Below are 24,065 nucleotides of genomic sequence, written 5' to 3'. Positions count from 1 at the left end.
CCCGGCGAAGGCCGGGACCCATACTCCGCAGCGGATGTTGGTAGTGAGACTCGTCATTCCACCGACGCGAAATGATAACTATCGGTGGTTATGGGTCCCGGCCTTCGCCGGGACGACCCTGAATGTTTGGCGACGCTTGCGAGGGCCTCAAGATGACGGTGATGGAGAAACTAGTTCACCGAATTGCTCACCACGACCTCGATCAGCTTGGCTCCCGGCCTGCCGAACGCATCCTTCATCACGCTCTTCAATGCTTGCGGATCTGACACCTTGATCGCCTCGAGACCGAGCGACCTTGCCACGCCGGTGAAATCGACCGGCGGATCGATGAAGTCCATGCCGACATAATTGTCGTCGCCATGGAAGGCGAGCAGGCGCTGCTTGATGATGCGGTAGCCACCATTGTTGACGATGACAAAGTTGAGCGGCAGCTTGTGGTTGGCCGCCGTCCACAGCGACTGGATCGAATACATCGAGGAGCCGTCGCCGGAATAGCACACCACCGGGCGGGTCGGATTGGCGAGGCTGACGCCGACCGACGCCGGCAGGCCCCAGCCGATGCCCCCGGAAGCGAGCGCGTGATAGCCGTAGCGGTCGCGATGCGGCCGCAAGCCGATCAGATTGCGCGACGAGGTCAGGCCCTCATCGACCAGGATCGCGTTCTCGGGCATCGCCTCGACGACTTGCAGCGCGAGCCAGTCCGGGTCGATCGGCGAGGTGCGGCTTGCCTTCGAAATCTGCTCGACCAGCGCCTTGCGCTTCGCCGCCCAGTTCTTCGGCGCGAGTGCGGCGAGCCCCTGCTTCGCGCGCGACTCCAGTGCAGCGCCGCCGGCCTGCTTCAGTGCCGGCACCAGCGTGCGCAACGTTTCCTTCACGTCCGCCTTCACCGCAATCTCGGCGCCGTAGTTCCGGGCGAGGTCATTGTCGACCAGGCCGACCTGCACGATCGACACGCCTTCGGGCAGCGGATCGATCTCGCTGTAAACAGACATCCGCAATGGATCACCGCCGAGCGCGATCAGCAGATCGTGCGGCGCCAGCACGTCGCGCGCGACCTTCTGCAGCCGCGCGACCGCGCCCATGAAACATGGGCTTTCGGAGAGGAAGTGCGCGCCATAGGGCGTCGACGACTGCCAGGCCGGGCAGCCCAGCGCCTCCGCGAGATCCGCCGCCTCGCGCAGCGCGTCGCTCTTGACGATCTCGTCGCCGACAATGATCACCGGCCGCTCCGCCTTCAGGATACGTGCGGCGAGCGCCTTCAGCGAATCCTCCGACGGCCGGACCCGCGTGTCGATGCGGGTAGAGCGGCCGAGCTCGATGCCGGCCTCGGCATTGAGGATGTCGCCGGGCAGCGAAATGAACACCGGCCCGGTCGGCGGCGTGGTCGCGATCTTGGCGGCGCGGCGCACGATGCGCGGCAGGTCCTCCAGCCGCGTGACCTCGACGGCCCATTTCACCAAGGGAGTAGCCATCTGCACCAGCGGGCCGTAGAGCACCGGCTCGGTCAGGCCGTGCCCCTGCTCCTGCTGACCTGCGGTGAGGATCAACGGCGTGCCGGTGAAGCTTGCATTGTAGAGCGAGCCCATCGCGTTGCCGAGACCGGGCGCGACGTGGACGTTGCAGGCAACGAGCTTGCCGGAGGCGCGGCTGAAACCGTCGGCCATCGCCACGACGAGGCTCTCCTGCATCGCCATCACATAGGTGAGATCGGGATGGTCCTTCAGCGCATGCATGATCGGCAATTCGGTGGTGCCGGGATTGCCGAACAGATGGGTGACACCCTCGTCCTTCAGCAGCGCCAGAAATGCCGAGCGGCCGGTAATGCGGTTCTTCATGTTTCCTCCACGCCTGCCGGCACATTGGCCAGCTCCGGCGGAGATGACCAAACTTGCGCGACGGGAGCAATCGAGCGACCGGTCATGGCTGCATTCCGCAGGCGCGCGCCTCAGAACATCCCCTCGCGCTCGGCGCGCTTCTTCTTTTTCGAGCGCTGCCAGACCACGCCGGGATAGCCCTTCAGCGGCACCAGCGGCTCGCCGGTGTAGGCCCATTCCTGCAGCTCCTCGATCGCGATGTGATAGAGCGGCTGCCGCCCGGTGCGGCCCGAGAACAGCGCGCGCGGGATGTTGACCATATGCGGTGAGCGAGGGCGTTCGTAGATGATGGGCGTGCCGCAACTGGCGCAGAAGCTGCGCGCGGTCCTGGTCGCCTTGTCTTCATACCGCGAGAGTGCGCTCGCGCCTTGCGTGATGCGGAAGCGCTTGCGCCAGCTGCCGACATAGGTCGCATAGGCCGCGCCATGCGCGCGGCGGCTGGCGGCGGTGTGATCGTGCCAGGCCCAGCGTGCCGGCACGTCGATCTCGAAGCGGATTTTGCCGCACAGGCATTGGCCCGCGGCGGGCTTAGCGAGCGCAACGGGTTTTGGCTTTTTGGCGGGTGAGAGTTCGTCGTCATCCGGAAACATCGTGCCACCGTCATTGCGAGCGAAGCGAAGCGAAGCAATCCATCCGCATCTGCGGAGCGATGGATTGCTTCGTCGCTTCGCTCCTCGCAATGACGCGGATCGAGCCGGCGTCGCCGCCTACGCCTGCGCCAGCTCGTCGTGCATGGGATAATCCGTGTAGCCCTTCTCCTCGCCGGTGTAGAAGGTGGCGCGGTTGTAGGGCGTCAACGGATAGCCGCGCTGCAAGCGGCGCGGCAGGTCCGGGTTGGAGATGAAGAAGCGGCCGAAGGCGATCGCGTCGGCGTGGCCTTCGGCGATCGCACGCTGCGCGCCGTCGCCGCCGAAATTGCCGGCCGAGATCAGCACGCCGCTCCACATCGGGCGGTACAGCACCATCGCCGACGGCACGTTCTTCCAGTCGACCTCGGCACGGCCGGTGCCGGAGGCACGCGGCTCGATGAAGTGCAAATAGGCGAGCCCGAGCCTGTCGAGCTGTTTGATGGCGTGCCCGTAGAGCGGCATCGGGTCGGCCTCGCCGCTGCCATTGGCGATGCCGTAGGGCGACAGCCGGACGCCGACGCGGTTGGCGCCCCAGACGTCGATCGCGGCCTGCGTCACCTCGATCAGGAAGCGGGTGCGATTCTCGATCGATCCGCCATACTGGTCGGTGCGCAGGTTGCTCTTCGATTGCAGGAACTGCTCGACCAGATAGCCATTGGCGCCGTGGATCTCGACGCCGTCGAAGCCGGCGGCGAGCGCATTCCTGGCGCCCTGCCGGTAGGCCTCGACCATCAGCGGCACTTCGTGGGTCTCGAGCGCGCGCGGCGTCTCGTAATCGACCACCTTGCCGTCAGCCGTCATCGCCCTGAACTCGGGCGCGATCGCCACCGCCGAAGGTGCCACCGGCAGCGCGCCACCGGGCTGGAACGAGGAATGCGAAACGCGGCCGACGTGCCAGAGCTGCAGGAAGATCAAGCCGCCCTTGGCGTGCACGGCGCTCGTCACCTCGCGCCAGCCCGCGATCTGCGCCTCGCTGTAGATGCCGGGGACGCCGGGATTGCCGAAGCCGGTCGCGACCACCGGCGAGGCCTCCGCGATGATCAGGCCGCCTTGTGTGGCGCGCTGCGCGTAATATGCGGCGTTGAGCGGCCGCGGCGCGAGGCTCGGCCGCGCCGCCCGGAGCCGGGTCAGCGGCGCCATGACGACGCGGTGCTGGAGCTGGTACGGACCGATCTTGAGCGGAGAGAACAGCGACGGAGGATTCATGCCTGCCCCAAATATTCTTATGTGACTTGCGCCTATGTAATGGGTTCATCTTGTTCGCAAAAGCCTGTAGTGGCAATCTATGGAACAGGGATTCTAGTTTTGACGCGTTTTCTTCACGCGAACCGGTCTCCACTTCGCTCGAAAACGCTCTAGCAGGCTTGCCATGTCGAAACCGAGCGCCACATTGCTCCCCTCCCTGAGCGTCCGCATCGACCTCGATGCCCAGGACCGGATCGGGCCGGGCAAGATCCTGCTGCTCGAACACATCAAGGAATGCGGCTCGATCTCCGCCGCCGGCCGCGCCATGGACATGAGCTACAAGCGCGCCTGGGACCTGGTCGACGAGATCAACCGGATCTGCCGGCAGGCCGCGGTGGAGCGCCAGACCGGCGGCAAGAACGGCGGCGGCGCGGTGCTGACCCCGTTCGGCCTGTCGCTCGTGGCGCGCTACCGCAAGATCGAGCGCGACGCGGCCAGCGCCGTGCGCAAGGATCTGGAGGCGCTGCGCAGCGATATCGGCAAGCCGAAGAAGGCGGCGGCACGGTAGTCCCACCCGCCGGTCGCAGGGGCCCGTCGCTAAAACATCGAAAACAACCCCATGCAAAGGGGCCGGCGGTCGGCGTTCGACCAGGCAACGGTAGCTTGACACATCGGGCAACTCGGGGGTATTCTTCCAATATTCCGAAATCCCGCTCCGTCCCATAGCTCGTCATGCCCGGGCTTGTCCCGAGCGTCCACGTCTAGCTTCTCGCAAGCAAGGACGTGGATGGCCGGGACAAGCCCGGCCATGACGACGTGGAGACGGCTGTCGCAGGAGCCGAGAGATCGAGGCGGCAGCTAGCCGGTCTTGATCCAGACCGCCTTGACGTTGAGGTACTCCTCGACGTGCTGCTTGCCGGACTCGCGGCCGTAGCCGCTCATCTTGTAGCCGCCGAACGGCACCGCGGGGTCCATCGCCTGGTAGCAATTGACCCAGACCGAGCCGGCGCGCAACGCTTTCGCGACCTGGTGCGCCTTGCTGACATTGGTGGTCCAGACGCCGGAGCCGAGGCCGAAGGTGGTGGCGTTGGCGCGCTTGATAAGTTCGTCCGGATCCTTGAAGGAGATCGCCGAGATCACCGGGCCGAAGATCTCCTCCTGCGCGATGCGCATGTTGTCCTGCACATTGGCGAACACGGTCGGCTGCACGAAGTAGCCCTTCGACAGCGCGCCCTCGGTGAGACGGCCGCCGCCGGTAACGGCCTTGGCGCCTTCCTTCGCGCCGATGTCGAGATAGCCGGAGACGCGATCCATCTGATCCTTCGACACCAGCGGCCCGATCTGGGTGTTGGGATCGAGGCCGTTGCCAACCTGCAGCTTCTTGCCGAACTCGGCGACACGGCCGACGAACTCGTCATAGACCTTCTGCTCGACGAACAGTCGCGTGCCGGCGCTGCAGATCTGGCCGGAGTTGGCGAACACCGCCATTGCCGCGCCCGGCACCGCCGCGTCGAGATCGGCGTCGGCGAACACGATGTCCGGCGATTTGCCGCCGAGCTCGAGCGAGACGCGCTTGAGGTTGCCGGCCGAGGCGCGGATGATCGACTGGCCCGTGATGTGCGAACCGGTGAAGGCGACCTTGTCGACGTCGGGATGCGAGGCGAGCGCGGCGCCCGCGGTCTCGCCATAGCCGGGCACGACGTTGACCACGCCCGCCGGAACGCCGGCTTCCATGCAGAGCTCGGCGAGCCGCAGCGACGTCAGCGGCGATTCTTCCGCCGGCTTCAGCACCACGGTGCAGCCGGTCGCGATCGCCGGCCCGATCTTCCAGATCGAGGCGGTCAGCGGCCCGTTCCAGGGAATGATGGCGCCGACCACGCCGATCGGCTCCTTCAGCGTGTAGGAGAAGATCTCGCCGGGCAGCGAGTTCTCGATGGTCTCGCCATGGATCGCGGTGGCCTGGCCGGCGTAGTAGCGCAGCATGCCGAGCGCACGCAGTCTGTTGCCGCGGGTGCGGCTGATCGGCGCGCCCATGTCGAGCGTGTCGAGCTGGGACAGCTCCTCGAAATTGGCTTCGACCAGCTCGGCGAGCTTGAGCAGCAGGTTCTGCCGCTCGAACGGCCTGACCTTGCTCCACGGCCCCTCGAAGGCGCGGCGCGCGGCCACCACGGCGCGGTTGATGTCTTCGGCATCGCCCTCGGCGACGGTGGCGAGCAGCTCGCCGGTCGCGGGGTTATGCGTCTCGAATTTCTTGCCGGAGGCGGCGTCGACCCATTTGCCGTCGATCAGCATCTGCTTGTAGGAGCCATCGGCATACGGATGGCGCGTGATCGGAATAGCCTGTGAAACAGCCATGTTTGCACTCCCTGAATGTCGGCTGAGGTCTTTTGGAAGCGTTATATTGCGGATTCTACAGCGCCGGCGCGAAACCGTAAAGTCACGCGGGCGTTGAGATGGGCAGCACACATGAAGACCTCCCATGCGTCCCGCGTGCATGCTACGCGCGATATGATAGGCTCGTTGCCGTGACGCGTTTTCCTCACGCGAACCGGGAACCAGTTCGCTTGAAAACACGATCGATGCCTCAGCCACATATGTGTCCGGAGACCTGCGATGCCCCATCCCGCGATGTCGCCCAATCATGTTGCCGTGATCACCGGAGGCGCCTCCGGCATCGGACTTGCCGCCGCGCTGCGGTTCGCGCAGGCCGGCATGAAGGTCTGCATCGCCGATCTCGGCGATGACCGGCTAAAGGCGGCTGCGACAAAATTATCATCTGCGGCGCCGGGCGGTGCGGCCGATATCATGACATCAGCGGTCGACGTCAGCCGTGCGGATGCGGTGGCGGCGTTCGAGGCCGCGGTGACGAAACAATTCGGCGGCACCGACATCCTGATGAACAATGCCGGCATCCAGCCCGGCAGCACGATGTTCGGGCCGTCAGACAATTGGCAGCGCATCCTCGGCGTCAATCTGTGGGGCGTCATCAATGGCACGCAGACCTTTGCGCCCAACATGATCAAGCGTGGCCGGCCGGGGCTGATCATCAACACCGGCTCCAAGCAGGGCATCACCACGCCGCCGGGCGATCCCGCCTACAATGTCTCCAAGGCCGGCGTGAAGGCGTTCACCGAGGCGCTGCAGCACGAATTGCGCAACACCGACGGCTGCAAGATCACGGCGCATCTCTTGATCCCCGGCTTCGTCTTCACCGGGCTGACCTCGCGCGGCCGTACCGAGAAGCCAGCTGCCGCCTGGACCGCCGAGCAGACCGTCGACTTCATGATCGAGCGGTTGGACGACGGCGATTTCTACATCCTCTGCCCCGACAACGACGTGCCGCGCACGCTCGACGAGCGCCGCATCCTGTGGGCCGCAGGCGACATCGTCGAGAACCGCCCGCCGCTGTCGCGCTGGCACAAGGCTTACGGCGATGCGTTCGCGGCATTCGTGAAGGGGAAGTGAGGTCGTAGGGTGGGCAAAGCGCAGCGTGCCCACCTTCACGAGCACGCCGGAAATGGTGGGCACGCTGCGCTTTGCCCACCCTACGAAGCTACGAATTTTCTAATTCGCCCGCACCTGTACCGGCGTCGCCGGTTGCGAGACCAGCGCCTCGCCGAGCTCGCTCTGCTGGGCGCGCGGGATCGAGAAGCAGACGCTGAAGCCGTCGGAGGTCTTCAAGGTCATCATGCCCTGGCTCGGATCGGTCGACTGCTCGATCACCCATGAATCCAGCGGATAGGCGTAGCGCAGCGACTGGTCGCCGAACCGGGTCTGCAGCGCCTTGCTGATCAGCCCGGGCAAGGTCATCACCAGCGCGCCGACCTGGTTGATCGAGAGCCGGATCGTCGCCGGCTCGCCCTTGCCGTCCACGAAGCCGAGCGAAATGGCGCAGCCGTCGGGCGCGACCTCGCAGGTGGTGAGCTCCTGGGTTTCGATCTGCATACCTGGACTCCGGATCATTTCATCGTTATATCCGATAGAATATATCGCTCAGGCTGCCGCAGTCCAGCCGCGATTGCGGGGTCCCTTCTTTGGCCGTGGCCCACCCGCCGCAATCGTGATATATGACAGGATATAGCGAGGCCCGCGAAGGGCCCGTTTGACCCAGGGAGAGCACAGCCTATGAATGATTACAGTCTTCTCATCGACGGCAAGATGGTACCCGGCGACTCGACGATGCCGGTGCTCAATCCGGCGACCGAAGAGGTCGTGGCGCAGTGTCCGCGCGCCTCCAAGGAGCAGCTCGACAAGGCCGTCGCCGCCGCGAAGGCCGCCTACCCGGCCTGGGCCGCCACGCCAATGGAAGAGCGCCGCAAGCTCGTGATCAGGATGGCCGAGGTGATCGAGGCCAATGCCAGCGACCTCGCCCACATCCTGACCAGCGAGCAGGGCAAGCCGCTGGCGGATGCCACCGGCGAGGTGATGGGCATGGCGGGCTTCTTCCGCTATCTCGGCTCGCTGGAACTGCCGATGCGCGTGATCGAGAATTCCGGCGATCGCAAGGTCGAGGCCTATCGCCGCCCGCTCGGCGTGGTCGGCGCGATCATCCCCTGGAACTATCCGCTGCTGATCCTGGCATTCAAGCTGCCGTCGGCGCTGCTCGCCGGCAACACGCTGGTGGTGAAGCCCGCGCCGACCACGCCGCTGGCCTCGCTGCGCTTCGCCGAGCTGGTCAAGGACATCCTGCCGAAGGGCGTGTTGAACTTCATCGCCGACGCCAACGACCTCGGCGATCACATGACCAAGCATCCGGATATCCGCAAGATCTCCTTCACCGGTTCCACCGCCACAGGCCAGAAGGTGATGGCGAGCGCGTCACAGACGTTGAAGCGGATCACGCTGGAGCTCGGCGGCAACGACGCCGGCATCGTGCTCGACGACGTTGATCCGAAGAAGGTCGCCCCCGGCATCTTCGAAGGCGCGTTCCAGAACTCCGGCCAGGTCTGCCTCGCCATCAAGCGGCTCTATGTGCACGAGTCCGTCTATGACGAGCTCTGCAACGAGCTGGTGGCGATCGCCAAGAACACCGTGGTCGACGACGGCTCCAAGCAGGGCACCAAGCTCGGACCGCTGCAGAACAAGATGCAGTATGAGAAGGTGAAGGCGTTCCTCGACGACGCGCACAAGAACGGCAAGGTGGTGGCGGGCGGTTCCGCGATGGACCGTCCCGGCTACTTCATCGAGCCGACCATCGTGCGCGATATCAAGGAAGGTTCCAAGCTGGTCGACGAGGAGCAGTTCGGTCCGGTGCTGCCGCTGATCAAGTACTCCGACAAGGATGACGTGATCCGCCGCGCCAACGCCACGAACTACGGCCTCGGCGCATCGGTGTGGTCGTCCGACATCGCCCGCGCGCACGAGATCGCGACCAAGATCGAGGCCGGCACGGTGTGGATCAACAAGCACCTCGACATGGCCCCGAACATCCCGTTCGGCGGCGCCAAGCAGTCCGGCATCGGCACCGAGTTCGCCGAGGAAGGCCTCGCCGAGTTCACCCAGCTGCAGATCATCAACGGCCCCCCGGCCGCCTGATCAACGATTACGGCCGCGGCGCAATCGTGCCGCGGCCGCTCTTTCTCCTACCAGCAGAGCCGCTTCATGTTCGACGCCCAATGCGACCTCGCCGCCCTGGTCTATGACGATCACGACGATCCCGACACGATCCTGCGCGCATTCGCCGACGATCTGAACGCGCATGGCTTCCGCGCGGTCGGCCTGGTGCAGGCCGGCGCATGCGCGGATTCCAGCCTGTCGGCAGTGCTGGTGCATAGCGGCGAGACGCTGCTGCTGGCGCAGCCGCCGAGCCCGGGCGCGACCGGCTGCAAGCTCGATCTGTCGCGGCTCGAACACGCCGGCGCCCGCGTCGCCGACGCACTCGCGGCCGGCGCCGACCTCGTCATCATCAACCGTTTCGGCAAGCGCGAGCGCAACGGCAAGGGCCTCGGTTTCCTGATCGAGCGCGCGCTCGACGCCGACATCCCCGTCGTCATCGCGGTCTCACGCCAGAGCTTTGCGGACTGGATCACATTCGCCGGCGGCATGAGCGTGAAGCTCGCCTGCGACCGCCACGCGCTGGAAGGCTGGTGGCGCAACGTCTCGCTGCGGGCCGCAGCGTCCGTCACGCCGGATCACACCACGGTGTGCGAGGTGTTGAAGTGAATTCGTAGGATGGGTAGAGCGCAACGAAACCCATCACTTTTCATCCACTAAAGAGCGATGAGATTGGGTTGAATCGTTATCGCGCTTTAGCTCTTTTGTTTGAGCATGATCTTTTCGGAAAACCGCTTCACACTTTTCCGGATCATGCTCCAGGTGAGACGATGGGTATCGCTGCGCTCCACCCATCCTACGGATCGGCGCTAACCCACGCCGCAACTTCGTAGGGTGGACAAAGCGAAGCGTCCCCACCATCACACGCACGGAGCAAGAATGGTGGGCACGGCGCAAGGGCGCCTTTGCCCACCCTACGGAACTACAGCAGCAACGCCTACAACGTTTCCTGCTTTTGGCCGCATTGCTTGCAGGCGAACTTGACGCGGGGCTGGCCCTTTTCGGCCTGCACCCGGTTCGGCGCGCCGCACTTGCCGCAGATCGCCTCGATCCGGGTCATGCCCTGCTTGACCACCAGATTCCGCTTTTCCATGGTTTCGCGGATCAGGCGTTCGGCCTCCTCGCGCAGCGATTGCTTCGACATGATCCCCACCGGTCTTTGCTTCGCGGGGGCTCATAGCACGGCCGCGTGACGCTTTAACAGAGGAGTCTTGCGCGTATGCACACCGGCCGCGATCAGACGATGAGGCGATCGACCGGCAACCGGGAATGCTGCGGCTCCCGCAGTTTTGCGGGGCGGCCGATGCGGAACACGTTGACGAGGCGCTGATCGCTGGCGATCTTGCCGAGCTTTCGCAGCCGTTCGTTGAAATCGGGGTGATCGGCCAGCGCCGAGATCGGACAGGCCGCAAAGCCGGCGCGATCGATCTCCAGCCAGGTCCGGTAGAAATACCGTCCCGTCGCAAGCGGGTCCTCACCGACCGGGCGGCAGAACAGGACGACGGCGGAAGCGGACTCTGTCTTGGCGCGGTCGGCGAGCAGCGATGCGGCGAGACCGAGACGATCCAGCGGCCTGAACAGGCCGCCCAGCACGAAGCGGGCGGCGGTGGCCTCGATCGCGTTCATGGCGAGCGCGTCGCGGTTCAGGCCGTTCAAGCGATAGAGCGGATGGCTTGGCGACAGCCGCATCCAGTCGAGCAGCTCATGCCGGTAATCGTCGTCGCGGACAAAGCAGAACTCGGCCTGGTCGGCCCAGCCGGCGATGGCGGCGATCACCTCTCGATCGTCGATGACGATCACATCGTCACGCGCGGTCGCAAGCTGCGCCAGCGCCGCCGCATCGTCCGGTGCCGACATGAACTTGCCGCGCCACGACATGCGGCGCGCCACATGGCTCGTCAGCGGATCGGGCGTAGCCTCCTGCTTGACCGCAAAGCTGCAAAGCGCCGCAAATCGTGGCGACAGCGGCTCCTCGATCGTGGTCATGGCCGTGATCGACAGGCCGCGGCGGTTGAGCGCGAGGCTCATGCCTTCCAGCGCCGCGCCATGGGAGACGCGGACGTCGTGGCCTGCGGGATCGGCGACCGGCGCGCGCACGCCGGTGTCGTCGACCAGCGCCAGCCTGCCGTCGTCGAGCAGCCGCCAGCGCGTCGGCTGGATGTTGTGGATGCTCGGCGCCAGCCGCGCCTCGGCGACCAGCTCACGCAGCAGATCCTCCGTCAGCTCGCTCATGCGCCGGCGAGCCGCTTGCTGAACAGATGCAGCCGGTGCAGCGGTTGCGCGCCGACCTTCTCGGCCTGGCGCAGCGACGGGCCGTTGATGTCCGCGATCCAGGTGCCGCCGAGGGTGCGGTAGCCGGCTTGCTGCAGCGCGACCGCGGTGCGGTAGAGCATCGCGCCGTTGAGGCCGCGATTGTGCAGATCGCGGCAGACCGACTGGTAGATCAGCACGGCGCGGGTGTTCATCATGCGGTGCTGGATGAATCTGAACGGCGCGGTGACGCCAATCCGGCCGCCGATCGCCTTGATCAACGGATTGAGGTCGGGGATCGCGATGATCGCGCCGGCGGGACGGCCGCGATGATAGACCACGGTGGAAATCCGCTTGTCGATGATCCACATCATGTCGCCGGCCTGGAACAGATATTCGGCCGCGGTCGGCGGCACGAACATCGGGTTGTCGGCGAAGCCGTCGTTGAGGATCAGACGCGCATCCTCCAGCCTCACCTTGAAGGCGGAGCGCTTGATCGGCTGCCAGGTGAAGTCGGGATCCTTCAGCACCGCGCGCTGCTTGTCGCCGAGCAGCTGGTCCGGCTTGCCGCCGTCGAGTGCGATCTCGAAGGTCGTCATCGGAAACGTCGCGGCATAGCCGGCGCGTTCGAGATGCCGCGCAATGTGCGGCGGCGACCACATCATGTCGGTGAACGGCGCATTGTCGAAACCGTCGGTCACGACGCCGACCTGCTGCATCGCCGTGAGATTGAAATTGCCGGTGATCCGGCTCATGCCGCGCGCGGCAAGCCATTGCTCGGCCGCACGTAGCAGCGCGTCGGCCACCTCTGTGTCGTCGATGCAATCGAAGAAGCCGAACGCGCCGTGGCGGGTGCCGTGCTTGGTGTTGGAGGCATCGTGGATCGAGGCGGCGATGCGGCCGACCGGCCGGCCGTCGCGATGCGCGGAGAACAGCGCGTAACGGCCGTGGCTTTCGGTGATGAAGGGATTCTTCGCCGGGTCGAACATCCGGTCGAAATCGCTCCACAGCGGCGGCACGTAGGGACTGTCGGGGCCATAGGCGTTGAGGGCTGCGTCGAATGCGGCCCTGCGGTCACCTTCTCGGATCTCCAGCGTCATGTCGCCTCCGGGGTCAGTGCCAACAGCCGCCGCACCAGCGCCAGCGCGGTCTCGGTGGCGGGATCGGCCGCGGTCACGGGCACCGCGAGCACGATCAGGTCGAGCGGATCATGCGCCAGCACGATGACATGGGTGGCGCTGTTGGCCGTCATCAGCGAGACCATGCGCTCGGCCGCAGGCGCGACCGCTGACAGGCCCCACGGCGCGTCGGGCCGGCGCAGCACGCGCCGCTCGGACAGGAAATCGCGCAGCAGCGGCGGATCGTAGAGCGCAAGCTCGCTTTCGCGGAAGCGGCGCGCGCTTTCGAAGATCGGATGCCGCGCCAGCTCGGCGATCAGTTGCTCACGGGTCTGCGCCGGCGACGCGGCGATGGAATTGAGCACGCCCGGCTCCTGGGATTCGAACAGCGCCCGCAGCGCATCCGTCATCAGGCCGATGGTGAGCACACCCGCGATCGCAACCGCGACGAAGCGGACGATCTGCGCCGTATCGACATCGGCCGCCATGAACGCGGCGGCCAGCCCAAGCAGGCCCGATGAGATCAGCCGCAGCGCCATCAGCGCCAGGCCATGCCGGCGCGTCTCGGCGCCGCCGCCGGCGATCAGCATCACGGTGACGGTGAGCAGCGCGCCCAGCGCGCCGAGCCGGACCGGAATGTCCGGGAACAGGGTGCGGAAATCGGTGAGAATGAACGGGATCACCACCAGCGCACCGACCGCCATGCGGGCGATGCTGCGGTTTTCCGAGGCCATCAGCGCCGTGCGGTCGCGTGCAGCCAGCAGCAGCGCGCAGGTCGCAAAGCCCAGCAGCTGAAACAGCGCCAGTGCGACCACGTAAGGCTTGGCAAAGCCTTGCAGCCCCAGCATGCCGCCGAGGCCGAGCACGATGCCGCCGCCAAGCGCTGCGAGCTTCACCGCGCGCGGCGCGTGCCGCCGCAGGATGCCTTCGGTGACGACAAGGGCGCCGAGCGGGATCAGCGAGGCCGGAATCACCGAGAGGCGATCGAGCAGCCCGCTGCCGCTCCACCACGCCAGCCCGCGGTCGAGAAACAGCAGCGCGATCACGCCGAGCGCGAACAGCAGGCGGCGGGTCAACGGACTCCTGGGGTCGCGCCGGTAGAACGTCGCCATCGCCACGGCAAGCCCGATGGCGCCGCAGAGATTGACGATGGAATCGGCGATCACGCCTGCCGTCATTGGCCGCCCGTCAATTGGTCGATGGCGCGGCGTACCAGCGGGCGCATCAGGGCGGCGACCAGCGGGTTGCGCGGCCGCTCGACCGCGGGCCGGTGCGGATTGAGGAACCAGCCGCGGCAGTCGGTGCCGGTGCTGCGGCCGAGGATCAGCGCGACCGCCTCATAGGCCATCAGCATGCCGGTCGAGATCACCATCGGCGCGAACGACATCCGGCTGCGGCGGCCGGCAGCGACTTCACCGGCGATCGCGAGGTCGACATGGTGGCGCGAGGAGGAATGCAGCATCACGTGCTCGATCTCGGCGCGCATCGCGGCGCGGCGATCGTCCGCGGTGATGGCGGTCCAGTCCTTGTTTGTGGTCGGGAAACCAAGCCGCTCCTCGGGCCTGGGATCGCCGGGCCGCACCACGATCACCGAAGGCAGCGGCGACATATAGGCGTCGATCACGGTGGCTTCGGCGGCTTTCGCGGTCCGGTACAAATGCACGCCGGCGGCGATATCGTCCATGCCGTTGACGATGACCGGACAGCGCTGCGCGATATCAGGGAGCTCGCCGGTCCAGTTCGCAGCCAACACCTCGATCTCGATGGTCGGGTTGATCCGCCTGGCCGCTTCGGCCGCGACCTCCGCCTTCTCGCGGCCGACCTCGTCGGCGAAGGCGAACACCTGGCGGTTGAGGTTGGAGACCTCGAAGCGGTCGATGTCGGCGATCACGAACTTGCCGACGCCGGCGCGCGCCAGCGCCATGAAGGCCGCGCCGCCCATGCCGCCGACGCCGCAGACGAACACCCGCGCCTGCCGCAGCAATTGCTGCTCGCGCTCGTCGATGAAGCCGATATTGCGGCCGGTGAAGGAATAATAGTCGAAGGTCATCGTGCAGCCTCGGTGTCCTGCCTGCGCGGCCGCAGCGAGCCGAAGGCGCGGCTGTCGTCGAGCCAGTAGACCACCGGCAGCACCAGCCGCTGCAGCGCCAGCATGGCGGACGCCGCGAGCAGCGCCGGCAGCGATCCGTGCGGCACCTCGCTCATGATGTAGCGGCGCGCACCGGCGAGATCGATGCGGCCGAGCTGCAACACGTCGTCGCCGCGGGCGTAATCCAACTCGCGTTCGCAAAACTCGTTGTAGATCGCATCGCGATGTTTTGGCGCGATCTCGAAGGTCTTCTTCAGCGCGTCCGAGCCGCCGGTATAGGCATTGGTGATCACCGAGCGCGCCTCGTCGAAGCCGGCCTCGTCGCCGACGCCGAACACCGCGCGGTGCCTCGCCATGATGCCGCGGGCGAGCTGCAGATGCGCAAAGCTCTGCCGCGCGCCCGGCTGCGGCGACGGGAACACGTCGGAAAACGTGTCGCCGACCATGCCGACCACCGCCGGCACCTGCGTCACGTTGGAAATCCATTTCGGCCGCAACCCGTCGCGGGCGAACAGCACCAGCGCGGTCAGGCCGTACAGCACCCAGGACAGCCCCTGCCCGCGCACCTCGGGATCGACCATCACGAGGCCCAGATGAGTGACCGCGATCGGCTCGCCGTCGAGCGGCAGGTCCATCACCGACAATGCGTTGAACGCGATCGGCCGCCCGGTCTCCTCCTCGGAGATCAAAGTGACGACCGCGCGCGCCAGCCGCTCCGGCTCGCCGGAAAAAATACCGTAGGTCAGGCTCTCCTCCGGCAGCGTCTTGGCGGCAACGATGCGCAGTTGCGCCACCAGCGCGTCGAGTTCGGCTCTCGGCAGCGACAGGCCCGGCGATTCGACGATGCGCGTGCGCTGGCCGGCCTGGGTACGCAGGGTGAGATCGATGGTCGGCTGCGACAGCGCCTTCAGCCAGAAGCCGGTGTGGCTGCGCACCCCGTCAACGACCGCACGCGCCTTCGCAAGGCCCCTGCTGCCGCGCGAAGCGGGATTGCCGTTATCCGTGGACGCCATGTCTCAAGCCCCTTGCGCGCGATCTCTGCACTCCCCCTGTTAAGGAGCAGTGAGCGCAACCTGACGCTGTTTGCCGCAGGGTAAACGAGCCCTTCAGGAAACCAAGCGAGTTTGGCCCCAAGCGGCAGCGCTCCAGCCCAGCGTCGTCCCGGCGAAGGCCGGGACCCATACGCCGCGACGAGCATGGTGGACGGGACTCGTCGTCCGCGCGGTTCGCAACAATCAACATTCGTGGTTATGGGTCCCGGCCTTCGCCGGGACGACGCCGATCGAAAGCGGCGGGTGCAGGCACTCGCCGCTTCGCATTGACCCCGCTCACGCGGCCTTGGAGACTTCCATCAGAAGGCGCTCGGCCTTGGCGTCCTCGATGCGGTTCACGAACTTGCTGCTTTCGTGGTTGTCGCGGACGGTCTTGGTCATGGTGACGCAGGTCTGGATCAGCATCACGATGCCCATGGTGAGATAGCCCTTCATCCAGAGGTCGATCGGCAGGAAGAACAGGCCGATGCCGACCAGGAAGGCGGAGCCTGCGAAGGACGCGTAGGTGAAGGTAACCCAGGCGCCGCTGTGGGGTTGGATGGTCTGGTTCATGGTACTCTCCTTGATGAGACGGGGTTTGATGACAAGGCTTCGGTTTCAGGCTTGCGGTTCAGGCAGCGGGCGGGCGCTTGGCTTTGAGCCGCGCCAGCACGTCGTCGGCGGTGGATTTCATGCGCGGACCGAAGCCCTGCTCAGCGAGTTTTTCGGCGGTGGCGAGCGGACCCGACGCGGCGTCGATCTCGATCAGCGCCTCGTCGGCGGCCTGCGCCTCCATCTGCCGCTCGCGCAGCCGCTTCAGCGTGGCTTCGGCTTCCGGCAGCGTCGATTCATAGGGCCGCGCCGCCTCGATGCCGCTGCGGCGCAGCGAGCGCACCGCTTCCGAGGCGCGGGCCAGCCGGCGGCCGCGATCGAGCTCGGCGATGCGCGCCTCGGCATTGGCGACCTGGCGCTTCAGCCTCGTGATCTCCGAGGCGAACAGCGCGCGCGCGGTCATCGCGGCATCGCGCTCGGCTTCGAGATTGGCGATCGCCTGCGCCGCCTCGCGGGCGAGATCCTCGCGGCCGCCCTCGATGGCCGCGGTGGCACGGACCTCGAGATCGGCGATGCGGGTATTGGTCGCCTCAAGCCGGCGGCCTTCCTGCTGGTCGCCGGCAATCGCCAGCGCCAGGGTCCGCTTCGAGCGGTCGACGGCGGCGGCCGCGTCGCGCATCTGCTGGTCGAGGATGACCAGCGCGGTCCGGTCTTCCAGTTCCTCCCCCGCTGCCGCCATGCTGCCGCGGAAAAGTGTGAAAACGGTTTTGAACATTTGGTCTCTCCCTGCTATGAGCATCGCTCATGAATTACTTGTACCACATTATGAGCATCGCTCAAGAATTATTTGAGCATCGCTCACGATGCTGGTTAACAACGGGAAAATCATGTCCAAAGCATTGGAGAGACGTGCGAAACTGCGCGAAGCGCTGATCGAGGCGGCGGAACGCGCCATTGCGACAAAGGGTCTCGGCGGCCTGAAAACGCGCGAACTGGCGCAGGAAATCGGCGTCGCCAATGGCGGCGTCTACAATCTGGTCGAGGACGTCGACGAGCTGATCCTGCGCGTCGGCTCGCGCACGCTGGCGCGGCTCGACGCCTCACTGTCGCTCGCCGAGATCGGCGGCGCGGCGGCGCCGCGCGAGATGCTGGTGCGGGTCGCGGTCGCCTATTGCGACTTCGCTGCCGACAATCTCGAACTGTGGCGCGCGCTGTTCGAGCACCGCATGCAGCCCGGCAAGCCGGTGCCGGAATGGGCCATCACCGAGCAGATGGAATTGTTCCGTCACATCTACAAGCCGCTCGCCGCGCTGTTCCCGCAGCGTACCGCGACACAGCTCGGCGTCACCGCGCGCAGCCTGTTCTCCGCCGTGCACGGCATGGTCGCGCTCGGGCTGGAGCAGAAGCTGATCGCAGTGCCGCTCGGCGCGTTGCGCATCGAGATCGCGACGTTGACGCGCGCGATGATCGACGGGCTGACGGCGAAGAAGGCGTAGGCGCGGACCGGTAATTGCCCGACGTCTCGCCGATCTGCTTCCGCCCCGAAGCGGCGACTGGGGTCGACGCTATATCCAACCTATCAGCGCCGAATAATTTCAGGAGGGAATGTGCGGCCTTGAAGCAGCGCCGGATTGCGGCGCAGGCCTCCGCAGGCATCTTCGCGCTCCGTGACCGCCCTACGATGGCCCTTATCAATGTCGCTTAGCGAAGCGGCCGAAATGCCGCAAGGTTCGCGGTGATCGCGCGCGTACCTTGCCAAGTCGGCCCAGGCGACGGAATAGTGCACATACGCGTCGCAACGATCTTGCGCGGCAAGTCGAGAGGCTTTCTTCAGCGCTGCCTCGGCGTCGGCATTCAACCGCGCCAACTCCGGACACGATTCCTGCGCGCCTGCGGAAGCGCAAAAGCCGAGGAGCGCGACGACGGCCAAGGTTCGGGAATGGGCGTGCAGCAAAGGGGCTCCCTCACATTCAACGTCCAGTCGGCTCGATCGGTAGTACCACATTCGGGTATCTCTGTGACTTCGTCGTGAGGCGTCTGCGGGAGCCTCCTGCAAGGCTCGCCGCGGACTGGCCGCCCGCATCGCCATGGCGTAGACTGGCATCAGTCGGATCATGGGGGCGCACATGACCTATGGGTTTTCGGGCCGGAAGCTGACGCGACTGAGATCTGCCTGTCTTGGCTTCGCATGCGTGGCAGCACTGATGGCGGCGGGAGACGCCGACGCCCGAGACGCCGGCGAGCGCCAGAGCGAGACCGTCGCTCCGCGCCAGGCCGGCGAGCCGCTGCTGGCCATTGTGTCGCTGCAGCGACAGCGGATCACCATCTACGACGCCAATGGCTGGATCCTGCGCGCGCCGGTGTCGAGCGGCCAATCGGGACGTGAGACACCGGCCGGAATCTTCAGCGTGATTCAGAAGGATGCCGAGCATTATTCGAACCTCTATGACGACGCCTTCATGCCGCACATGCAGCGGCTCACATGGTCCGGCATCGCGCTGCATGGTGGCCGCCTGCCGGGATATCCGGCATCGCATGGCTGCGTCCGCATGCCCTTCGATTTCGCCGAACAGCTGTTCGACCTCACCCAGCTGGGTTTGCGGGTGATCGTGGCGCCAGGCGACGCGGCGCCGGTCGATGTCGTTCACCCGCTGCTGCTTCGCACCAAGCCGGATAATGGGGCCGCTGCGGCCGCACGCATCGCGGCGGCCGAGCAAGCGGCCCGCAAAGAGGAGGCAACCAGACACGCAGCCGTCATGGCCTATCGCGAGTCCATCCAGGCGATGACGCCGGTGCGGGTTGCGGAAGCGCAAAAAGCAAGAGTTCAGGCCCAATTGGCTTCGCTGGAAGCGGCGGTTGGCGCGGCAACCTCGCCGGAGGCAACGCAACAGGCCGAGGACGCGAGGGCGAAGGCCGCCGCCAGGCTCGCCGAGTGGGAGGTGAAGTTGAGCGATGGCAAGGTCGCGCTGCAGCCGAAGCTCGACGCCGTCGCTGTTGCGCGCGATGCGGCCAAGGACGCGCTGGCCGCGCGCGTCATCGCAGACGAGGACGCACGCCAGGCCCAGCGCGAACTGGCGCCGATCTCGGTCTTGATCAGCCGCAAGACCCAGCGGCTCTATATTCGGCAGGCGTTCGAGCCGATCTATGAAGCCGCCGTGACGATCACCGACGCCGATCGGCCGATCGGCACGCATGTCTTCACGGCGGTCGAGCAAGCCGATCGTGCGGCGCCCCCGCGGTGGAACGTGGTCTCGCTGTCGAACCGGTCGCCGCGCGGCGAGACTGAGCGCCGCAGCTCCGCCGCGCGGGGCAACGCCCGCGATGCTGAACTGCAACCCGAAGCCGACGCGGCAAAGGCCGCGCTCGACCGGATCGTCATTCCACAGGAAGCACTGGATCGCATCGCCGGGATGACGCTGCGGTCATCCGTGATCGTCACCGACGAGGAGTTGAGCCCGGAAACCAGCAAGGGAACGGACTTCGTCATCGTGATGAGCAACGAGCCGCAAGGCGGCATCAAGTTCCGCGGGCATCGGCCGTCGCGACAGTTGGCGAAATCCGATTCAGATGCGATGTAACGCCGGCAACGGCGAACGAGCCGGAGAAGCTCCATGTTGACGATAACCGCGATCATCAGAGCCAAGAAGGGCCAAGAGAGCACCATGCGCCAGGCATTGCTGGAGGTCGCCGAGCATGTCCGCGCTCACGAACCGACCACAGTGAGCTATTTCGTTTCCCAGGACGTGTCGGACCCGCGCATATTCGCGACGTACGAGCGATATCAGGATCAGGCCGCCATGGACCGACACAACGACTCGCGCGCCGTTGCGCGTTTTTTCGAGGTTGCGAAGCCGATTCTGGATGGCGACGTGATCCTGACAATGGCAAACGAAATTTCCAGCAAGCTCGGTGCGTGATCCATGATTGAGAAGACTCTTGCCTCGCGGTTGCGCATGATCGTTGGGCTGCTCCTTGCCGCCACGGCTCAAGGCGCCGGGCCGGCGGTTTCTGCGCCGGCGGCTTCGGAATGCTCGATATCGGCATCTCTGGCGAATTGGGGTGAGAATTCGACGGCCGACATCGACGTCGCGTCAGGCGAAAGCTGCCAGATCCCGATCGGGATCCGCGGCACGGTGACCGACTCGGCCATCGCGCAGAAACCGGCCTATGGCAAGCTGAAGAAGATCAATGCATTGACCTTCGAATACCGGGCAAAGGCCAAGTACAAGGGCAGCGACAGCTTTGCCATCAAGGCGACCGGCCAGGGGCCGACCGCCTCAGGCACATCGGTCATCACCGTGCACGCGACGATCAAGTAATCGATCGCGCGCCGATTTGCAGACGCTTCAGGCCGGCCGTGCGCCGGTATGGATGATCGAGCCGACGTGCTGGCCGCGCAGCGCCGCGGTGAGCCGGCCGGGAACCAGCCCGTTCACCACCTGCACGCGCGCGATATGGCGCGCGTTCGCCATCACCTCGAGCAGCGCGGGATCGAACGGCAGCGTACCTTTCAGCTTGGCGAGATCGGCGACGCTGGTTTCGCGCAGCAGCTGCGCCTGCTTGCCATCGGCGCCGTTGGGATCCGTGGTGTAGACGCCGTCGACATCCTCCACGATCGTGAGGCCGGCGGCGCCCAGCGCATCGGCGAGCAGGAACGCGCCGGTGTCGGCGCGGTGATACGGGATGCGCGACACCGGAAACTCGTGATGGTGATAGGGCGGGAAGGCGCTGCCGACCACCGCGCGGGCGGCCGAGAGATGGATGGCGAGCTGGCTCGCGATCGTGGCGTGCTCGATATAGGAGACGCCCTCCGGTGCCAGCAGGCTGGCGAGGATGTGGCCGTTCTGCCCGGCCTCGGTGGCGGCAAGCGGCGCCAGCGAGCCGGACGGCAGCCCGAGATCGAGGCCGACGCTGTAGAGATGGCGGGCGCGGATGCCGGCGCCGGTCAGGATCAACAGGCGGTGCTCGGGCAGCAGCGCGCGCAGCTCGGCCACCAGCGGCAGGATCGCCTCATGGCCGCGATCCATGATAGCGCGGCCGCCGATCTTGACCACCTGCACCCAGGGCAAAAGCTTGATCGGACGTTCACCCGCGACAGGGCGGGTGAGATCGCTGTCGAGCAGGGTCTGGCGCGCGAGCGGCGAGGCGACGTGCTTGATCTGGTTGACGACGTTCATGACGATCGCTCCCTTCTAAAGCGTTTTCGAGCGAAGTGGATACCGGTTCGCGTGACGAAGACGCATCAAAACAAAAATCCTAGCTCGCGGTGATGATGGTGCCGACGTGCTCGCCGGCGAGCGCGCGGGTCAGATTGCCGGGGACGAGGCCGTTGACGATTTGCACCTCGCGCACATGACGCGCCGAGGCGAGCAGGTCGAGCACCGGGAATTCGAGGATCGAGTCCTGCAACCCCTTCGCCTTCATCTCGGCGACCGAGATCTTCGGGATGAAGGTGGCATCCTTGGCGGTCTTCGGGTTCGCAGTATAGAGGCCGTTCTCGTCCTTGACATAGATCATCGCCTTGCAGCCGAACTGCTCGGCGACCAGGAAGCAGCCGGCATCGGTGCGATAGGGCGGGATCACGCCCTCGGCCGCGGGACGAATCCACAAGCCATAGGGCGGCATGCCGCTGAAGATCACGGCATTCACCTCGGCGAGATAGAGCGGCACGGCCGAGAGCCCGGCGCTGCTCACCGCGGAGATGCCGTGCTTGGCGAGCAGCTGGCCGAGCATCGCGGCGTTCTGATCGGCCACCGAGGCGCCGAGCTGCGACAGCACGCCGGCCGGCAAACGCAGCCCGGCCGCGATCGAGTATAGATGCCGGGCGCGGGTACCGGCTCCGGTCCCGATCAGCATCTTGTGCGCCTTGCGGGCGGCGACGATCTCGTCGACCAGCGGATACACCGCGGCGCGGCCGCGATCGATCACGCTCTGCCCGCCGATCTTGACCACGGTGGCGTCGGGGAGGATGCGGAAGTCCGCAGCCGCTTCCGTCGCCTCGAGCAGCTGTGGATCGGTCAGCGACCGCTGCATCAGGAGCGCTTCGAGCTCCGCCGTCGTGTTCGCCATGAGAAACGTCCTTCTCTAATGCATCGAGCCAGACCCGTGAGCCGGACCGGACAGGCGGCCCCGGTGATCTTGCACGTCGCCCCACATGGCTTAGTAAGGCGGAATGAACAACTTTGCCGAGGCCCTTGATACGGCCGTCAGCCTCATCGGGAGTTTCGACGGCGAACTGCGCAAGATTGTGGCTTTATCGCTTGGCGTGAGCCTGACTGCAAGCCTTCTTGCCTTCGCGATCGGGGCTCCGCTCGGCGCAACACTGGCGATTTATCGCGTCCGCGGCAAAGGTGCCCTGGTCGTCATCGCCAACGCACTGCTTGGGTTGCCTCCGGTCGTCGTTGGGCTTGCCGTTTACCTCCTGCTTTCCCGGTCGGGGCCGCTGGGATCGCTCGGGATTTTGTTCACGCCGACGGCCATGGTCATCGCGCAGGCAATCCTGGGTATCCCCATCGTCGTTGCACTCGTTCACCGAATAATGGTCGACGTATGGGCCAGCTATGGCGACGCGCTCCTCGTCGACGGCGCCTCGCGCCTGCGCGCCATGAGGCCGCTGATGTGCATCGCACGTGAGGGGCTGCTTACCGCGTTCCTCGCAGCGTTCGGCAGGGCGATTGCCGAGGTGGGAGCGATCATCATCGTCGGCGGCAACGTGAGAGGCTACACGCGCACGATGACGACGGCGATCGCGCTGGAGACCAGCAAAGGAGAATTGAGCTTCGCGCTTGCTCTCGGCATCATCCTTGTGCTCCTGTCGATGACCGTGAGCGCGCTGAGCTTTCTGCTTGGGCGTGTCCTGACGGGTCGTTGAACAGAGAGGACGGCAAGGGAGAAAGCGCATGAACCGCCGGTTCGTCTCACGTTGGGTACTGGCGGCCGTCATACTGGCGTCGCCTGGCCTTCCGTGCTGGGCACAGGATCAATCAATCGTTGTTGCATCGACCACGTCGACACAAGACTCCGGCCTGTTCGACTACCTGCTGCCGGTCGTGAAACAGAAGACGGGCATCGAGGTGAAGGTGTTGGCCCAAGGCACCGGCCAGGCGCTCGACACCGCACGTCGCGGTGATGCCGATGTGGTGTTCGTGCACGCCAGATCCGCCGAGGAAAAATTTCTCGCTGAAGGATACGGCGTGAAACGCTATCCCGTCATGTACAACGATTTTGTGATCGTCGGTCCGAAAGACGATCCGGCCGGCCTCAAGGGCAAGAACGTCATGACGGCGCTGCAAGCCATAAAGTCCAAGGCCGCGTCGTTCATTTCCCGCGGCGACCGGTCCGGCACCCACATCGCGGAGCTCAAGCTCTGGAAGGCCGCGGGCATCGATATCGCTGAAGACCATGGTTCCTGGTACAAGGAAATCGGGCAAGGCATGGGCGCCGCCTTGAACATGGCCTCGGCATCGAACGCCTACGTGCTGTCCGATCGTGGCACCTGGCTGGCTTTCCAAAACCGCGGCGACCTTGCCATCCTTGTCGAAGGCGACAAGCAGCTGTTCAACCAGTACGGGGTGATGCTGGTGAACCCTGCCAAGCACCCCACGGTGAAGAAGGTCGCCGGTCAGCGCTTCATCGATTGGCTGATCTCACCGGAGGGACAGAGTGCCATCGCCGCCTACAAGGTCAACGGTCAGCAGCTTTTCTATCCCAACGCAAACGACCCCAACGCCTGAGAATGTTCGCCGACCTCCACGGTCACTGACTTGCTGGACCATAACCGCTGC

At 65.7% G+C, this 24,065-nt stretch carries 26 protein-coding genes; 10 read left to right on the top strand and 16 right to left on the bottom strand.

Features of this window, described 5'->3' with window-relative positions:
• Positions 1-170: 170 nt before the first annotated feature.
• The 3 genes from IC762_RS06015 to IC762_RS06005 form a co-directional block, all read right to left on the bottom strand.
• Positions 171-1,835 carry a thiamine pyrophosphate-binding protein gene (locus IC762_RS06015; RefSeq protein ID WP_195787703.1) on the bottom strand — a complete coding sequence of 555 codons (1,665 nt, stop codon included), beginning with the start codon at positions 1,833-1,835 and terminating at the stop codon, positions 171-173.
• Positions 1,836-1,945: 110 nt separating this feature from the next.
• Positions 1,946-2,464, bottom strand: coding sequence for a GFA family protein (locus IC762_RS06010; RefSeq protein WP_195787702.1), 519 nt, complete (start codon positions 2,462-2,464; stop codon positions 1,946-1,948).
• Positions 2,465-2,581: 117 nt separating this feature from the next.
• On the bottom strand, positions 2,582-3,709 hold the full coding sequence (locus tag IC762_RS06005; RefSeq protein ID WP_195787701.1) for an alkene reductase: 1,128 nt from the start codon (positions 3,707-3,709) through the stop codon (positions 2,582-2,584).
• Between the two features lie 163 nt (positions 3,710-3,872).
• Between IC762_RS06005 and IC762_RS06000 the strand changes: the two genes are divergently transcribed.
• Complete coding sequence (locus IC762_RS06000; protein ID WP_195787700.1) at positions 3,873-4,256, top strand: winged helix-turn-helix domain-containing protein; 384 nt, start codon at positions 3,873-3,875, stop codon at positions 4,254-4,256.
• Positions 4,257-4,546: 290 nt separating this feature from the next.
• Here the strand turns inward: IC762_RS06000 and IC762_RS05995 are convergent, their stop codons facing one another.
• Positions 4,547-6,043, bottom strand: coding sequence for an aldehyde dehydrogenase family protein (locus tag IC762_RS05995; RefSeq protein WP_195787699.1), 1,497 nt, complete (start codon positions 6,041-6,043; stop codon positions 4,547-4,549).
• 258 nt (positions 6,044-6,301) lie between these two features.
• Between IC762_RS05995 and IC762_RS05990 the strand changes: the two genes are divergently transcribed.
• Positions 6,302-7,153: an SDR family NAD(P)-dependent oxidoreductase gene (locus tag IC762_RS05990; RefSeq protein ID WP_195787698.1), complete on the top strand. Its 852-nt coding sequence runs from the start codon at positions 6,302-6,304 to the stop codon at positions 7,151-7,153.
• 99 nt (positions 7,154-7,252) lie between these two features.
• Here the strand turns inward: IC762_RS05990 and IC762_RS05985 are convergent, their stop codons facing one another.
• Positions 7,253-7,633: a hypothetical protein gene (locus IC762_RS05985; protein WP_195787697.1), complete on the bottom strand. Its 381-nt coding sequence runs from the start codon at positions 7,631-7,633 to the stop codon at positions 7,253-7,255.
• A 180-nt stretch (positions 7,634-7,813) separates the two neighbouring features.
• Between IC762_RS05985 and IC762_RS05980 the strand changes: the two genes are divergently transcribed.
• A complete protein-coding gene (locus IC762_RS05980) occupies positions 7,814-9,223 on the top strand; it encodes an aldehyde dehydrogenase family protein (protein WP_195787696.1) in 1,410 nt (469 codons plus the stop codon).
• Positions 9,224-9,289: 66 nt separating this feature from the next.
• On the top strand, positions 9,290-9,850 hold the full coding sequence (locus tag IC762_RS05975) for a DUF2478 domain-containing protein (protein ID WP_195787695.1): 561 nt from the start codon (positions 9,290-9,292) through the stop codon (positions 9,848-9,850).
• A 328-nt stretch (positions 9,851-10,178) separates the two neighbouring features.
• On the opposite strand, the gene IC762_RS05970 is transcribed toward IC762_RS05975, so the two are convergent.
• The 8 genes from IC762_RS05970 to IC762_RS05935 form a co-directional block, all read right to left on the bottom strand.
• Positions 10,179-10,385: a hypothetical protein gene (locus IC762_RS05970; RefSeq protein ID WP_195787694.1), complete on the bottom strand. Its 207-nt coding sequence runs from the start codon at positions 10,383-10,385 to the stop codon at positions 10,179-10,181.
• 92 nt (positions 10,386-10,477) lie between these two features.
• A complete protein-coding gene (locus IC762_RS05965) occupies positions 10,478-11,473 on the bottom strand; it encodes a hypothetical protein (RefSeq protein ID WP_195787693.1) in 996 nt (331 codons plus the stop codon).
• Positions 11,470-12,591, bottom strand: a complete 1,122-nt coding sequence (locus IC762_RS05960; protein WP_195787692.1) for a GNAT family N-acetyltransferase — start codon at positions 12,589-12,591, stop codon at positions 11,470-11,472. Before IC762_RS05960 ends, IC762_RS05965 begins: the two co-directional genes overlap by 4 nt.
• Positions 12,588-13,787, bottom strand: coding sequence for a hypothetical protein (locus tag IC762_RS05955; RefSeq protein WP_195787691.1), 1,200 nt, complete (start codon positions 13,785-13,787; stop codon positions 12,588-12,590). Before IC762_RS05955 ends, IC762_RS05960 begins: the two co-directional genes overlap by 4 nt.
• Positions 13,784-14,659 carry a HesA/MoeB/ThiF family protein gene (locus tag IC762_RS05950; RefSeq protein WP_195787690.1) on the bottom strand — a complete coding sequence of 292 codons (876 nt, stop codon included), beginning with the start codon at positions 14,657-14,659 and terminating at the stop codon, positions 13,784-13,786. Before IC762_RS05950 ends, IC762_RS05955 begins: the two co-directional genes overlap by 4 nt.
• Positions 14,656-15,711, bottom strand: a complete 1,056-nt coding sequence (locus IC762_RS05945; protein ID WP_246801445.1) for a hypothetical protein — start codon at positions 15,709-15,711, stop codon at positions 14,656-14,658. The genes IC762_RS05950 and IC762_RS05945 overlap by 4 nt, the downstream gene beginning before the upstream one ends.
• A gap of 315 nt (positions 15,712-16,026) precedes the next feature.
• Positions 16,027-16,302: a YiaA/YiaB family inner membrane protein gene (locus tag IC762_RS05940; RefSeq protein WP_195787689.1), complete on the bottom strand. Its 276-nt coding sequence runs from the start codon at positions 16,300-16,302 to the stop codon at positions 16,027-16,029.
• Positions 16,303-16,360: 58 nt separating this feature from the next.
• Positions 16,361-17,056, bottom strand: coding sequence for a PspA/IM30 family protein (locus IC762_RS05935; RefSeq protein ID WP_195787688.1), 696 nt, complete (start codon positions 17,054-17,056; stop codon positions 16,361-16,363).
• Between the two features lie 112 nt (positions 17,057-17,168).
• Here IC762_RS05935 and IC762_RS05930 point away from each other — a divergent pair, with 112 nt between their 5' ends.
• Complete coding sequence (locus IC762_RS05930) at positions 17,169-17,777, top strand: TetR/AcrR family transcriptional regulator (protein ID WP_195787687.1); 609 nt, start codon at positions 17,169-17,171, stop codon at positions 17,775-17,777.
• A gap of 83 nt (positions 17,778-17,860) precedes the next feature.
• Here the strand turns inward: IC762_RS05930 and IC762_RS05925 are convergent, their stop codons facing one another.
• Entirely contained in the window at positions 17,861-18,235 is a 375-nt protein-coding gene (locus IC762_RS05925; RefSeq protein ID WP_195787686.1) for a hypothetical protein, read from the bottom strand.
• Positions 18,236-18,485: 250 nt separating this feature from the next.
• On the opposite strand from IC762_RS05925, the gene IC762_RS05920 reads away from it, so the two are divergent.
• From IC762_RS05920 to IC762_RS05910, 3 genes are read left to right on the top strand one after another with little or no spacing between them, the layout of a single operon-like run.
• On the top strand, positions 18,486-19,859 hold the full coding sequence (locus IC762_RS05920; RefSeq protein ID WP_195787685.1) for a L,D-transpeptidase family protein: 1,374 nt from the start codon (positions 18,486-18,488) through the stop codon (positions 19,857-19,859).
• Between the two features lie 33 nt (positions 19,860-19,892).
• Complete coding sequence (locus IC762_RS05915; protein ID WP_195787684.1) at positions 19,893-20,198, top strand: putative quinol monooxygenase; 306 nt, start codon at positions 19,893-19,895, stop codon at positions 20,196-20,198.
• A 3-nt stretch (positions 20,199-20,201) separates the two neighbouring features.
• Positions 20,202-20,600: a hypothetical protein gene (locus IC762_RS05910; RefSeq protein ID WP_246801444.1), complete on the top strand. Its 399-nt coding sequence runs from the start codon at positions 20,202-20,204 to the stop codon at positions 20,598-20,600.
• 27 nt (positions 20,601-20,627) lie between these two features.
• Here IC762_RS05910 and IC762_RS05905 read toward each other — a convergent pair whose 3' ends face one another.
• Entirely contained in the window at positions 20,628-21,458 is an 831-nt protein-coding gene (locus IC762_RS05905; protein ID WP_195787683.1) for a molybdenum storage protein subunit alpha, read from the bottom strand.
• 79 nt (positions 21,459-21,537) lie between these two features.
• On the bottom strand, positions 21,538-22,350 hold the full coding sequence (locus IC762_RS05900; protein WP_195787682.1) for a uridine kinase: 813 nt from the start codon (positions 22,348-22,350) through the stop codon (positions 21,538-21,540).
• A gap of 103 nt (positions 22,351-22,453) precedes the next feature.
• On the opposite strand from IC762_RS05900, the gene IC762_RS05895 reads away from it, so the two are divergent.
• Together IC762_RS05895 and IC762_RS05890 are read left to right on the top strand one after the other, a co-directional pair.
• A complete protein-coding gene (locus tag IC762_RS05895) occupies positions 22,454-23,152 on the top strand; it encodes an ABC transporter permease (protein WP_195787681.1) in 699 nt (232 codons plus the stop codon).
• A gap of 28 nt (positions 23,153-23,180) precedes the next feature.
• On the top strand, positions 23,181-24,014 hold the full coding sequence (locus IC762_RS05890; RefSeq protein ID WP_195787680.1) for a substrate-binding domain-containing protein: 834 nt from the start codon (positions 23,181-23,183) through the stop codon (positions 24,012-24,014).
• Positions 24,015-24,065: the final 51 nt, after the last annotated feature.

The organism is Bradyrhizobium genosp. L (assembly GCF_015624485.1).
In the GTDB taxonomy this organism is placed as follows: Bacteria; Pseudomonadota; Alphaproteobacteria; order Rhizobiales; family Xanthobacteraceae; genus Bradyrhizobium.
This window is presented reverse-complemented; position numbering and strand designations above follow the sequence as displayed.